The 13,711-nt window shown below is 56.7% G+C and carries 12 protein-coding genes; 3 read left to right on the forward strand and 9 right to left on the reverse strand.

What is annotated here, in order from left to right:
* Positions 1 to 97 precede the first annotated feature (97 nt).
* Positions 98 to 1,498: a glutamate--tRNA ligase gene (gene gltX, locus DL239_RS07335; protein ID WP_167683360.1), complete on the reverse strand. Its 1,401-nt coding sequence runs from the start codon at positions 1,496 to 1,498 to the stop codon at positions 98 to 100.
* 78 nt (positions 1,499 to 1,576) lie between these two features.
* Between gltX and DL239_RS07340 the strand changes: the two genes are divergently transcribed.
* Positions 1,577 to 3,604, forward strand: a complete 2,028-nt coding sequence (locus DL239_RS07340) for a ComEC/Rec2 family competence protein (RefSeq protein WP_167683361.1) — start codon at positions 1,577 to 1,579, stop codon at positions 3,602 to 3,604.
* Between the two features lie 8 nt (positions 3,605 to 3,612).
* Here DL239_RS07340 and lexA read toward each other — a convergent pair whose 3' ends face one another.
* The 7 genes from lexA to DL239_RS07375 all read right to left on the reverse strand — a co-directional run bounded on the left by lexA (position 3,613) and on the right by DL239_RS07375 (position 9,196).
* Positions 3,613 to 4,320 carry a transcriptional repressor LexA gene (gene lexA / locus DL239_RS07345; protein ID WP_167683362.1) on the reverse strand — a complete coding sequence of 236 codons (708 nt, stop codon included), beginning with the start codon at positions 4,318 to 4,320 and terminating at the stop codon, positions 3,613 to 3,615.
* Positions 4,321 to 4,467: 147 nt separating this feature from the next.
* On the reverse strand, positions 4,468 to 5,640 hold the full coding sequence (locus DL239_RS07350) for a molybdopterin molybdotransferase MoeA (protein WP_167683363.1): 1,173 nt from the start codon (positions 5,638 to 5,640) through the stop codon (positions 4,468 to 4,470).
* Positions 5,641 to 6,111: a cyclic pyranopterin monophosphate synthase MoaC gene (moaC, locus tag DL239_RS07355; RefSeq protein ID WP_167683364.1), complete on the reverse strand. Its 471-nt coding sequence runs from the start codon at positions 6,109 to 6,111 to the stop codon at positions 5,641 to 5,643.
* Positions 6,111 to 6,923: an indole-3-glycerol phosphate synthase TrpC gene (gene trpC / locus DL239_RS07360; protein WP_167683365.1), complete on the reverse strand. Its 813-nt coding sequence runs from the start codon at positions 6,921 to 6,923 to the stop codon at positions 6,111 to 6,113. Before trpC ends, moaC begins: the two co-directional genes overlap by 1 nt.
* Positions 6,920 to 7,588, reverse strand: coding sequence for a uracil-DNA glycosylase (locus DL239_RS07365; protein ID WP_167683366.1), 669 nt, complete (start codon positions 7,586 to 7,588; stop codon positions 6,920 to 6,922). The genes trpC and DL239_RS07365 overlap by 4 nt, the downstream gene beginning before the upstream one ends.
* Positions 7,589 to 7,595: 7 nt before the next feature.
* Positions 7,596 to 8,618: an anthranilate phosphoribosyltransferase gene (trpD, locus tag DL239_RS07370; RefSeq protein ID WP_167683367.1), complete on the reverse strand. Its 1,023-nt coding sequence runs from the start codon at positions 8,616 to 8,618 to the stop codon at positions 7,596 to 7,598.
* On the reverse strand, positions 8,615 to 9,196 hold the full coding sequence (locus DL239_RS07375) for an anthranilate synthase component II (RefSeq protein WP_167683368.1): 582 nt from the start codon (positions 9,194 to 9,196) through the stop codon (positions 8,615 to 8,617). The genes trpD and DL239_RS07375 overlap by 4 nt, the downstream gene beginning before the upstream one ends.
* A 249-nt stretch (positions 9,197 to 9,445) precedes the next feature.
* On the opposite strand from DL239_RS07375, the gene DL239_RS07380 reads away from it, so the two are divergent.
* Both DL239_RS07380 and DL239_RS07385 read left to right on the forward strand, forming a co-directional pair.
* Complete coding sequence (locus tag DL239_RS07380) at positions 9,446 to 11,017, forward strand: divergent polysaccharide deacetylase family protein (RefSeq protein WP_240931793.1); 1,572 nt, start codon at positions 9,446 to 9,448, stop codon at positions 11,015 to 11,017.
* A 72-nt stretch (positions 11,018 to 11,089) separates the two neighbouring features.
* The gene (locus DL239_RS07385; protein ID WP_167683370.1) at positions 11,090 to 11,836 is read left to right on the forward strand and encodes a sulfite exporter TauE/SafE family protein; all 747 of its coding nucleotides are present in this window, start codon (positions 11,090 to 11,092) and stop codon (positions 11,834 to 11,836) included.
* 362 nt (positions 11,837 to 12,198) lie between these two features.
* On the opposite strand, the gene trpE is transcribed toward DL239_RS07385, so the two are convergent.
* The gene (gene trpE / locus DL239_RS07390) at positions 12,199 to 13,710 is read right to left on the reverse strand and encodes an anthranilate synthase component I (RefSeq protein ID WP_167683371.1); all 1,512 of its coding nucleotides are present in this window, start codon (positions 13,708 to 13,710) and stop codon (positions 12,199 to 12,201) included.
* Position 13,711: the final 1 nt, after the last annotated feature.

Consider the following 13,711-nt stretch of genomic DNA (forward strand, 5'->3'; position numbering starts at 1 on the left):
CATGGAGCGGCAGCGGGCCACTCCATGCAGGTATGTCCTGCGCAAGTGGAGAGCAGGCGTTATGTCGTGGAACAGGTCAGAACAGCGGTAAGCCAGTTCAACCTGCAGTGTCAGCGAGACGGGCCATGGTTTCTTCGCGGCCCAGTATCAGCATCATGTCAAAAACTGAAGGTGTCACCGCGCGGCCGGCAAGCGCTGCCCTTAGGGGTCCAGCCAGCTTTCCGAACTTGGTGTCATGGGCTTCTGCTAAACTATTCAGAAGCCTCTCCAGATCATCTCGTGTCCAGCTAACATTTTGCAACTGCGGCGTCAATTCACTCAGTATACGTATGAATACTGAACTCAGAGCCTTGGCTGCCTTCTGATCCGGCTGAATAGGGCGAGATGCCAGTGCAAATTCAGCCTTTTCAAGGAGATCGGGGAATTTCTTGGCCCGTTCTTTAAGGCAGTACATCGCTTTTTCAAGATTAGCTGACTGCACGTCATTTAGGGCTGGTTGACCGGCCGAGGCCAAATATGCCTGAATTTCGTGCTGCAATGCGGCATCTTCGCTAACGGCGATGTGCTGGCCAGACAGGTTTTCTAACTTTTTGGTGTCAAAACGGGCCGGGCTTTTGCCGATCCCGTCAAAGTCAAACCAGTCGAGCGCCTGCGCGTCGGTAAAGAATTCATCGTCACCGTGGCTCCAACCCAGTCGCGCCAGATAGTTGCGCATACCGGCAGCGGGGTAGCCCATGGATTGATATTCTTGGGCACCCAATGCGCCGTGGCGCTTTGATAGTTTTTTGCCATTTGGCCCGTGAATCAATGGGATATGAGCCCATACCGGAACATCCCAGCCCATTGCTTCGTAGATAGTCATCTGACGGGCGGCATTGTTCAGGTGGTCATCACCCCGGATCACATGGGTCACGCCCATGTCGTGATCGTCGACCACAACTGCCAGCATATAGACTGGGGTGCCGTCCGAGCGCAGCAGGATCATGTCGTCCAGCTGGTCGTTGCGGATGGTCACATCGCCCTGAACCTGATCCTTGATGGTGGTAATGCCGCTCTGCGGCGCTTTGATGCGGACCACATAGGGGGCATCCGGGTGATCTGCGCTATCAACATCACGCCAGGGCGAACGATACAGGGTGGACTTGCCGTCCGCCTTGGCCTGCTCGCGGAACTCGGCGATTTCTTCTTGCGTGGCAAAACATTTGTAGGCTTTGCCTTCCGCTAGCAGTTGATTGGCGACTTCGGCATGACGCGCAGCACCGTCGAACTGGCTGATAACGTCGCCATCATGGTCCAGTCCCAGCCATTCCATTCCCTGCAAGATTGCAGCTGTGGCCTCGGGGGTAGAGCGTTCGCGGTCGGTGTCTTCGATGCGCAGTAGGAATTTACCGCCGCGACCACGGGCATACAGCCAGTTGAACAGCGCCGTGCGGGCGCCACCGATATGGAGGAAGCCAGTAGGGGAAGGTGCGAAGCGGGTGACGACCGGTTTGGACATAGGGGTCATTTACCTTTTGGTAACTTTGAAGGAGGAAGCTTTGACGCCTGTCTACCGAGCCAAACGGTGAGGAGCAAGATGCGTGCAACTGCAGCCCTCGACTCCCTGTTGCTGTCGCAGCGGGGGCATTTGTTCCCCTGGGCCCCAGTTTTTCTGGGCACAGGGGTTAGGGCGTACTTTGCGCTGATGACCGAACCTGACATTAAAGTATACGCGGCCTTAGTCTGCGTTGGGTCTATTGGCGGCCTGGTTGGTCTACGAGCGCACGAGAATACAGCTGTCCTAGGATGGGCGGTTATGCTGGTTGCAGCCGGGTTCTGCCTAAGTGGCTATCGCGCCAATCATGTCGCGGCCGCGGTGTTACCCTATCGGTATTACGGCCCAATCGAAGGCCGCATTGTTGCCATTGATCGATCCGCCAGTGATGCAGTGCGTTTGACACTGGACCGGGTGCGGTTGCGTGACATGCCGCGAGAGCAGACACCTGAACGCCTGCGCGTTTCCTTGCATGGGCCAACCGACGTACCTGTTCCGGGTAGTCAGATTCTGACCACGGGATATCTGATGCCGCCGCAAGGGCCGGCCGAGCCAGGCGGCTTTGACTTTCGCCGTCATGCCTGGTTTCAACGCATTGGTGCCGTTGGATATACCCGTATGCCTGTGCTGCTTGCTGACCCTAGCGGGGGTGATCTTTGGTTGCAGCGCCTTCGGCTACAGGCCTCGGCCTATATTCAGGCGCGTCTGCCGGGCGAAACCGGAGGCTTTGCTGCTGCCCTGACAACAGGCGATCGTAGCGGCATTAGTCAGGACAGCCTAGCAGCACTGCGCGGCAGCAATTTGGCGCATTTGTTGGCGATCTCCGGTCTGCACATGGGGTTACTCAGCGGATTTGTGTTTGCATGCTTGCGGTTCATTTTGTGTCTATGGCCCAGAATTGCGCTGCGGGTGGTTGTAAAAAAAGTTGCGGCTGTAGGGGCGTTGATCGTCGCAGCGGGTTATTTGGCGCTGTCGGGCGGCAATGTCGCAACAGAGCGGGCCTTTATCATGGTTGCGGTTGTGTTGGGGGCGGTGTTGCTGGACCGGCGGGCGTTTTCACTGCGGGCCGTGGGTTTGGCGGCGATGATTGTGCTGATACATCGACCAGAAAGCCTGTTAAGTCCCGGGTTCCAAATGAGCTTCGCTGCCACAACAGCCTTGGTCGCAGTCTTTTCTTGGACCAGGGATTCCGGAATTTCATTGGGGCCGAGCTGGTTGCGGGGGGCCACCGCTGTGGTGATTTCCTCAGCAGTTGCGGGGGCTGCAACCGCCCCATTTGGGGCCGCACATTTCAACACCCTGTCGCACTACGGACTAATCGCCAATCTGGCCTCGGTACCATTGATGGGCGTGTTGGTCATACCTGCGGCGGTATTAGCGTTATGTTTGGCTCCGCTAGGCGCCGAGATGATCGGGCTAAGCCTGATGAGCTGGGGATTGGATTGGATCCTTATGGTGGCGCATTGGGTCACCAGTCTGGACGGTGCGCAGGGCAGGGTGGCTGCACCCGAACCTGTCGTTCTACCCCTTATTTCACTTGGTGCGTTGTTTGTGATCCTATGGCAGGGATGGCTTCGCACGCTTGGTGTTGTGCCAGTCATTCTTGCGTTTGTCCTGTGGGCCCAGGTTGAACGCCCAGCTGTATTGATTTCAGCAGATGGCGCCTTGGTCGGCAAGATGACCGATGAAGGCCGGGCGCTATCAAAGCCAAAAGGCGCTGGCTTTGCAGCACGGATCTGGCTGGAGAATGACGGTGACGGAACGGATCAGGCTGCTGCCGCTGGACGCTGGTTGGGACGGGCAAAGATTGCAAGGATTGGAACCCATGAGGTGATCCATGTCATCGGCAAACGAGCCGTCGAGGCCTATGATAGCTGCAGGGATGGGGAAATTATCATTACTACAGTGAACAAGGATCTAACCGGCGGGTGTTTGGTGTTTGATCCAGCCCGACTGCGCGACCTGGGCAGCTTGATGATAACGTCAGAGGGAGTGTTGGTCAGTGCCCGCGATTTGTCGGGGCAGCGGTTGTGGACTGGCAATGGTGCAAGAGACCGGCGCCAGCCCTGAATGTTGCTTCAGTATGTGCGGATCAATCCAACCAGACGGCCCTGCACTTTGACACTGCTGTCTGGGTAAACGCGGGTCTCATAGGCCGGGTTTGCGGCCTCAAGGGCAATGGACCCGCCTTGGCGGTGGAAGCGTTTCAATGTTGCCTCTTGGCCCTCAACCAGCGCGACCACGATATCGCCATTGTCGGCCACTGCAGTTTCGCGAATGACCACCACATCTCCGTTATTGATACCAGCGTCGATCATGGAATCGCCACGCACCTCTAGTGCGTAGTGTTGGCCTCCGGTCGACAGCATAGAGCTGGGGACTGAGACCTGATGAGATACTTGGCTGATCGCCTCGATCGGTACACCGGCCGCGATGCGCCCCATAACGGGTAGTTCCATAGCAGTTGCACGGGTGGGTTCAATGTTGGCAGGTGCAGATGGCGAGGGCGGAGTTTGTCCACCTTGGATAACCCGTGGCGAGAATCCGATTGGGGTGTTGCTGCCACCTAGGGACTCTGGCAGGCGAATGATTTCAATCGCACGGGCACGGTGGGCCAAGCGACGAATAAAGCCGCGCTCCTCGAGTGCGGTAATCAATCTGTGGATGCCAGATTTGGAACGAAGGTTCAGGGCGATCTTCATCTCGTCAAAACTGGGCGGCACACCGTCCTTTTGCAGGCGATCGTGAATGAATTCCAGCAGATCTAACTGTTTCTTGGTCAGCATAATAACATCCTCGGCACCGTCATGTTTTGATTTGTTCTAGTCCCGTTCTTGTTTTGTGTCAACTGTGTTGCGGCTTTGCCCCTGCTGGGGGAACCGTGCCGCAGGCACAGGCCTCTGGCAGAGGTATTTAAGACAAGAAGAAAGTAGTCAGATCGAAACGTAGGTGACTTGTTCGCCAATGGCGCGTGCCGGATCATTTGAAGGGCGGATCAGCAGGGCGTTGGCATCAGAGAGAACTGTTAACAGAGCGCTGTCTTGGCGGGTAAAGGCTTGGATTTGACCTTGGTCCAGTTTAGCCCGCATATAATGTTGGCGCGGCCCATTGGCCGGCAGCGGTTGTGATAGTGTAGCGGTTTTGGTGGGCGTTGGGATTGCGCCTAGGCCAAGCATGGAGCGGATCATTGGGGCAATGAAGACCTGACCGCATACCATTGCAGACACCGGGTTGCCGGGAAGGCCGACCATGGCGGCGTCATGCATTCGACCGGCCATCAGGGGTTTGCCGGGGCGCATGGCAACTTTGTAGAACGACCGTTCCAGCCCCATATCGCCTGCAACCTTGCCGACCAAGTCATGGTCACCGACCGACGCACCGCCGATGGTGATGATAAGATCTGCGCCGCGTGCAAGATCAAAGGCCATCTTGAGTGAGGTTTCGTTGTCGCGGGCAATGGGCAGGATACGCGCATGGGCGCCGAGCTGATCCAGCATGGCCTTTAGACCAAAAGTGTTTGAGGCGATGATCTGATCGGGGCCTGGGGTATCACCTGGCATCACCAGCTCGTCACCGGTTGAAATCAGCGCGACTTGGGGGCGGCGGGTCACCTGGACTGTAGCGATATTCATCGAGGCAAGCAGCGCAATGTCACTGGGTGACAACAGGCGTGGTGCACTTACTGTGTCGCCGATTGTGAAATCACCGCCCATTGGCCGTATGTTAGAGTTGTCACTGGGAACATTTGCAATGGTGATCAGGTCACCGGATCGCGTGATGTCTTCTTGGATGACAACAAAATCAGCGCCTACTGGAACCGGAGCACCGGTAAAGATGCGCACCGCCTGACCGGGTTTGAGTGTGCCGTCAAAGCGGTGACCGGCAGCAGCTTCGCCGATCACCTTTAGGATGGAGTGCTGTTCAACCTCGTCGGCCCGCATGGCGTAGCCATCCATGGCCGAGGCGGCAAAGGGTGGTTGATCACGCTTGGCTGTTGCATCCTGCGCCAGCACCCGGCCGGCTGCATCGATCAGGGGGACCTCTTCGCTGTCCAGCGGAGCGGTCAGGGCCATCAAATGCGCAAGCGCGTCATCAACTGTGATCATTTAAACCTCGTAACGTCCTGATTTTCCGCCGTCTTTCAAAATGACGCGCAAGCCACCGATCTCCATCGCTTTGTCCACGGCCTTGGACATGTCATAGACAGTCAGCGCGGCAGTACTGGCGGCGGTCAGGGCCTCCATTTCCACGCCTGTTTGACCGGTGGTCTTGACCGTGGCCTCGATCTGCACACCGGGCAGATCCGGGTCGAGTGTGAGTTCAACCGCGACTTTGGTCACGGGCAGCGGATGGCACAGCGGGATCAAGTCGGGGGTTTTCTTGGCCCCCATGATGCCGGCAAGACGTGCGACCCCCAGAACGTCACCCTTCTTGGCTTTGCCTTCGGCGATGATGTCATAGGTGGCCTGCGCCATTCGGATATGCGCCTCGGCGGTGGCGATGCGAGACGTCACCGCCTTGTCCGAGACATCAACCATATGGGCGTCGCCCTTGCTATCGAAATGGGTCAGCGGCATCACATTGCTCCGGGGGTTAGAGGCGAAGCCAGCAAGTTGCGTGTAGCGGCGGCAACGTCGTCCTGACGCATCAGGCTTTCACCGATCAGGAAGGTACGGGCCCCGTATTTTGCCATTTCAGCCAATTCACTTGGGCCAGACAGGCCGCTTTCGCAGACAATTGTGCGGTCGGCAGGCACCTGTTTTGACAGGATGCGAGTGGTGTCCAGAGTAGTCTCAAAGGTTTTGAGGTTGCGGTTGTTGATCCCCATCAGCGGCGATTTCAACGCGCAGGCGCGCTCTAGCTCTTCGGCGTCGTGGACCTCTAGCAGAACATCCATACCCCATTCAAAGGCCGCGGCCTCTAGTTCGGCGGCCTGAGTATCGGATACCGAGGCGAGAATGATCAGGATGCAATCGGCCCCCAGCGCACGGGCTTCGGCGACCTGATAAGTGTCATACATGAAATCCTTGCGCAGGGCTGGCAGGCTACAGGCAGCACGAGCCTGCACCAGAAATTCCTTGGCGCCCTGAAAACTTGGTGTATCCGTCAGTACAGACAAGCATGTTGCGCCGCCTTCCTCATAGGCCTTCGCTAGGGCTGCCGGTTCAAAATCAGCGCGGATCAAGCCTTTGGAAGGGCTGGCCTTTTTGATCTCGGCGATTAGGCCATAGCCTTCGCGGTTTGCGGTAAACAGGGCCTGTGCAAACCCACGTGTGGGGCTTGCTTCGCGTGCTTCGGCTTCGACTTCGCTTAGGGGTTTGGCGGCCTTGTCGGCAGCCACTTCTTCCAGCTTGTAGGCCTTGATTTTGTCCAGCACATTTGTTGTCATTTCAACGCCTCCGGTTGTACGGTCCAGTCGATAGTAGTCTCATCCCGTGACGCCAGCCAGCGGTTCACCGCAGAAAACGGACGCGAGCCAAAAAAGCCGCGTCGCGCTGATAGGGGCGAGGGATGGGCAGATTTCAGGATCAGGTGATCGCCCGGATTGATAAAAGATTCAAGCTTTTGCGCCGCGTTACCCCACAGAATATATGCAGTGGGCCGTTGCGAGGTATGTTCCAGCACTTGATGGGCCAATTTGGGCCAACCAAGATGCTTGTGACCGTTCGCTTCTCCGGCCGGGACTGACAGTGCTGTGTTCAGTAACAAGACACCCTGCGCAGCCCAATGGCGTAGGTCGCCGTTCAAAGCGGCTTGGCCCGTGTCGTCGATCAGCTCTTTGAAGATATTGTTCAGCGACCGGGGCAGGGGCGACACATCCGGTTCAACCGAAAAGGCCAGCCCATGGGCGTGTCCCGGTGTCGGGTAGGGATCTTGGCCTATTATAACCACGCGGGTCTGTTCGGGTGTGGTTTGGTCCAGCGCTGCAAACCGCTGATGATCTGGCGGCAGGATTTGACGCGTGTCAGCTGCGATAGAATTTGCGATGGCTGGCCAATCTTCGGTGAAAAAAGGAAGATCGGACCAGCCAGAAGGCATGTAGGGTGTCGTCATACAGATATCAGGCTGCCCCGGATGTGATCCGTGCTAGGGCTTCCAGTTTCATCTTTGCAGCGCCAGAATCAATGCTTTCACGTGCCATTTCAACACCTTCCGGCAGGCTATTTGTCTTGCCAGCAACCACCAAGGCCGAAGCGGAATTAAGAAGAACTGCGTCGCGGTAGGCGGATTGTTCACCATTCAACAATGCCCGGAACGCTTTGGCGTTGTCCTCTGGCGTGCCACCAATGATGGCTTCGAACGGGTGCACTGGCAGGTTTGCTTCTTCCGGGTGGAGTTCGAAATCCCTTACGCTGCCGTCTTCCTCAAGTGCGGAGACCCAGCTGATGCCGGTAATGGTCAGCTCATCCGTGCCGTCTGACCCGTGGACGAGCCAAGCCTTTTCTGACCCAAGTTGTCCCAATGTTTCAGCCATGGGCCGGATCAAATCGCGGGAAAATGCACCGGTCAGCTGACGTTTAACACCAGCTGGGTTGGTCAAAGGACCAAGAATATTGAATATTGTTCGGGTTCCCAGCTCTTGGCGGGTTGGCATCACATGCGCCACGGCGGGGTGGTGCATCGGGGCCATCATGAATGCGATGCCACATTCTGCCAGTGCCTTTTCAACCACATCCGGGGTCACCATTACGTTGATACCCATCTGGGTCTGAACGTCGGCGGTGCCGGATTTTGACGACAGATTGCGATTACCATGCTTGGCGACAACAACACCTGCGCCTGCGGTAACAAACGCGGTGGCAGTGGAAATGTTCAACGTGTGTTTGCCATCGCCACCGGTGCCCACGATATCTATCGCGCCTTCGGCTGCTTTCACAGGATTACACTTGGCCCGCATGACTGCCGCCGCCGCGGCATATTCGTCTACTGTTTCACCGCGTGTGCGCAATGCCATCAGCAAACCGCCCATCTGGCTCGGCGTGGCTTCGCCCTCAAACAGCAGGGTAAAGGCCCGCTCAGCCTCGTCGCGTGTCAGCGGGCGCTCGGCCGATGCACCGATAAGTGGCTTCAGTCGATCACTCATGCGGGCACCTTCATTTCGTTCAGGAAGTTCTGCAACAGCGCATGGCCGTGTTCAGAGGCAATAGATTCAGGGTGAAATTGAACGCCGTGGATCGGCAATTCTTTGTGTTGCAACCCCATGATGGTGCCATCGTCCAGCTCGGCTGTGATCTCCAAACAATCAGGCAGAGTCTCGCGGCCCACAACCAACGAATGATATCTCGTGGCCTCAAACGGCGAAGGTAGCCCAGCGAACAAGCCTTTGCCGGTGTGTTTCATCGTGCCCATCTTGCCGTGAACGATTTCATGGCAGCGCACAACATTGCCGCCAAAATTCTGGCCGATGGTCTGATGGCCCAGACATACACCCATCAATGGCGTGCGGGTTTCAGCAGCGGCCTGTGTCAGCGCCAGACAAATGCCGGCCTGATCAGGGTCGCAGGGGCCAGGGGATAGCAAAATACCGGCGGGGTTCATCGCCATGGCCTCTTGCACATCCAGCGCGTCATTACGTCGAATTTCTACCTGTGCGCCTAGTTCCCCAAGGTAATGCACTAGGTTGTAGGTAAAGGAATCATAGTTGTCTATTAGCAGCAACATGTTGACAGGCTCGTTTAAGGGCTGGCGGGGCGGGGCCACGCCGCATTATAGTGGTCACAACATACATGTTCAGGGTTGCGCGGCAGCGTCAAGGGTGCAGGGTGGCTCGGCAAGAATTCCACCGGCGCTGATTGGTGCAGGTTCCGCAGGTCAAATGGGCAGGCGAATAAGATGAAAGGCGAGACAGGCATGCGAGGACTCCTGGCTGGGATGAGTTTTGGGGCGGTGGTCTCTGTAGGGGGGGCTGCAATGCTTTCTCTGTCGGCACCTTTGCCTAAAGTTGTGAATGTCACTGTCCAAACCCCATCGGAAACCAGCGAACCAACAGGTGAATCAGCCTTGCCCACAGAAACTCCTGGACCGGATGCAGATCTGGTTGAGGCTGCACCTGTCGCACCAGATGAAGCTCCCGGAGTCGAACCCAGTGGTATGCAGGCTGCTGATACGCAATCCGCATCCCGCCCAGTTGTCGGTGCTGAAGAAACCAGCTTGGCCGAAACTGCTGACCTACAGGCCGCCCAAAGTTCTACACCGGATGTTACCACGCAAACCGATACACCCGTTATTGTGGTCGATTCCCTTCCTGCTCCGTCAGTGCCACTGCAAGAGGCTGATGTTGTTGTGTCTAGTGAGCCCGCTCAGCCGCCGCAGCCCGGAATTGTTTCACCGCTACCTGAAATGCCCCCAGCAACCCAAGCACCTGATGTGACCGTAGTACCCACAATTGCGACTGCGACAGGCCCCACTGCTGATCGAGGGGCTGATCTTGAAACCGGCATGACCAAAGGTGCTGCCCCCGAATCCCCTGAAAACCCAGAGTCTGCTCCGGTGATGGTCCCAAGTGTTGAGGTCGAGATCGCGACACTTCAGCCACCGGCGTCAGGAAATATGCCGGTCGGTCAATTGCCAACAGTTGTCACTGCGCCTGCAGAACAGATCGTGCCGGGCGAGCGCCAGGAAATAGGCGGTAATTTTACCGAGGCTCAGGAAGAAACCGCTGATCAACAGGGCGAGCAAGTCGATGCGCTGTCAACTACAGAGCAAGGGCAGGAAACGTCTGATGGTCCGACCATTGGCACGCCAGTTGTGCCGCTACCCGATCGAGATAACGAAACTTCTGAGGTTTCTTCTGATATTCAAGGTATTTCACCATTCAAGGAATTCTCGGTTCCTTTCTCCAATTCCGAAGACCGGCCCCTGATGTCGATTGTTCTAATCGACGATGAACAGTCGATTGGTGCCGAGGCCCTGATCGGGTTTCCCTATCCTCTTAGCTTTGCCATCGATCCCCAAGATCCCAAGGCCGCCGAGAAAATGGAAGCGCGTCGTGCCGCGGGGTTTGAGGTGCTAGTGCTGACAAATCTACCGCGCGAAGCTGCGCCGCAGGATGCCGAAACCGCGCTGGCGGTTTGGTTTGATACACTGCCCGAAACAATTGGTGTGCTAGAGGGAACAGGCACTGGATTTCAAGGCAACCGGCCACTGGCAGATCAGGTCTCGGCTGTGGTCGCAGCATCGGGTCGGGGTATGGTGACACAGAATCATGGTTTGAACACTGTGCAGAAACTGGCTGCCCGTGATGGTGTCCCGGCTTCGGTTGTCTTCCGAGATTTTGATGGCGCCGGTCAAAACCCCAAGGCAATCCGCCGTTTCCTGGACCAAGCCGCGTTTCGTGCAGGGCAGGAGGGGGCTGTAATTATGCTGGGTCGCGTTCGACCTGATACGATTTCGGCACTGCTGCTGTGGGGACTACAAGATCGCGCTTCGCGGGTGGCGCTGGCACCCGTGTCTGCCGCGCTTTCCAATTCGATTGACGAGTAATCGACGGTGTCCCAACGACGTACATGAAGTGACGCCGTTGGTTCCTTCGCCTAACGAAAGAACAAATTCCTTATGATTGACTTGGTTATTCTGTGCACCGCCGCGTTTTTGGCGGGGGGACTGAACGCGATTGCTGGTGGCGGCAGTTTTCTGACCTTTCCGGCACTGGTGTTTCTCAACGTGCCAATTATCGCCGCCAACGCAACCAGTGCAGTGGCGGTTTTCCCTGGGTATGCCAGCAGTGCATTGGGGTTTCTGAGTGAGCTGCGCTCATTTGACCGTCGTCTGTTGATCCGTCTTGTGGGTCTGTCAGTGGTTGGTGGCGTATCCGGATCGCTGCTATTGTTGGTAACGCCTGCCAGTGTTTTCAACTGGATCGTGCCATGGCTTTTATTGTTTGCCACTATACTATTTTTGTTAGGTGGGCGCATCAATTCCTGGATTGTGAAACAAGGCAAGGCACAGTCTAACGGTTGGATCAGTACTCTAATTGTGTCCATCTACGGTGGCTACTTTAACGGCGGGCTGGGCATTGTTCTGCTGGCCTTGTTTTCTGTGCAGGGGATGCGTGACCTTAACCTGATGAACGGGTTGAAAAATATCCTGTCTTTTGTTCTGTCCGCAGCATCTGTCGTGACCTTTACCCTGGCTGGAATCGTCTACTGGTACGAAGCAGGGGTCATGATGGTCGCAGCCACTGTTGGTGGATTCGTTGGGGCCCGTCTGGCGCGGCGGATGCCTGTGTCGATGGTCAAAGCGATAGTGGTTGTTGTTGGTTTGGTCATGACTGCCGTGTTCTTTGTGCGCAGTATCGCATAACTAATATCGCCTAACTAATATTGCCTAACCAATACTGACTTCACAATTGTCTTGCAGATCGTTTTTCTCGCAGATCGTAGCTGCACGTCAGTGACCCTGTAACTGTATCGACGTTGGTCGTGCTCGTTTTGGTGTTGCACCTCTGGCGCACTGCCAGCTGCTTGGAGACAAGGACCGTTCAGCACTGAAGCAATATAGGATGGCGTTAAAGCATGCTGCCTGCGCGGTCGTATCGATCTGAACAAAGTTAGAGACATCAGAACTCATTCAGCAATAAACCAAAATACTTTGACACTAAATAAAAAGGCGCCCCGATTGCGGGACGCCTCTTACCACCTAGGTGGATGAATTCTCACTAAGGATTAGCTGTTGCCATTACCGGTAAAGCGTCCAGCGTCAGCGGCTGCGCGGCGGATGGCGTTAGATTTGTGGACGGTCTCCATGTACTCGGATTCCGGGTCGCTGTCATAGACCACACCACCACCAGCCTGAATGTACAGCTTTTGATCCTGAACCACAGCCGTGCGCAGCGCGATGCACATGTCCATATCTCCGCCAGCCGAGAAATAGCCAACACCACCACCATAGACACCGCGCTTTTCCGGCTCCAGCTCGTCGATGATCTCCATAGCCCGTACCTTGGGGGCACCAGAAACTGTCCCGGCAGGCATCCCGGCAAAGAAAGCGTCCAGCGCATCTTTGTCCTCTGCCATTTCACCCACAACATTGGACACGATGTGCATCACGTGGCTGTAACGCTCGATGATGAATTTTTCGGTCGGTCGCACTGTGCCGATCTTGGCAACCCGTCCGGTATCATTGCGGCCTAGGTCTAGCAGCATCAGATGCTCTGCCAGTTCTTTCTTGTCGGCCAGCAGGTCGGCTTCTAGGGCGCGATCTTCTTCGGGGGTGGCTCCACGGGGGCGGGTGCCTGCAATGGGGCGAATGGTGACTTCATCGCCAAACACGCGCACCAGAATTTCCGGGCTGGCACCGATCACCTGAAAGCCGCCAAAGTTGAAGTAGAACATGAACGGCGACGGGTTGGTTCGGCGCAGCGACCGGTACAGCGCAAATGGAGGCGGGCGAAAATCCTGGGTCCAACGCTGCGCAGGTACCACCTGAAAGATGTCACCGGCCCGGATGTAGTCCTTGGCCTTTTCCACCGCCTGCATGTAGCCTTCTTTGGTGAAGTTGCTAACTGGGGCCGCAATCTCGTCCGCTTCGCCCAGATCGCGGGTTTCGGCAGGCATGGCGCGTTCCAGATCCCGCACCGCGTCCATCACCCGTTCTGCGGCCTGCGCATATGCGGCGCGGGCGCTTTGACCGTCAGATGCCCAGCAGGGCGACACCACAGTGACCTCGCCCTTTACGCCATCCAGCACAGCCACCACCGACGGGCGCATCATCAGCGCATCGGGCAGACCCAGCGGGTCGGGGTTCACATTTGGCAAATGCTCAACCAACCGCACCATGTCATAACCCAGATAGCCGAACAGTCCGGCGGCGGCCTGTGGCAGATCTTCGGGCAGGTCGATCTTGCTCTCGGCGATCAGTGCGCGCAGATTGTCCATCGGGTCACCGGTCTGATCGGTGAAATCATCGGCATCAAACCGGGCTGACCGGTTCAGGGCCGATGTTGTGCCATGGCAGCGCCAGACCAGATCTGGCTTCATTCCGATAATTGAGTACCGACCGCGGACCTCTCCGCCAGTCACTGATTCCAGCATAAAGGCGTCCTTTTGGGCGCCTGTCAGCTTTAGCATCAGGGAAACCGGAGTATCCAGATCCGCAGCCAAGCGGGTATAGACAACCTGATTTTCGCCGGCCTCATAGGCCTTGGCGAAGGTATCAAAATCGGGGGTCAAAGCCATG

The sequence above is a fragment of the Parasedimentitalea denitrificans genome, from assembly GCF_011813015.1.
Classification (GTDB): Bacteria; Pseudomonadota; Alphaproteobacteria; order Rhodobacterales; family Rhodobacteraceae; genus Parasedimentitalea; species Parasedimentitalea denitrificans.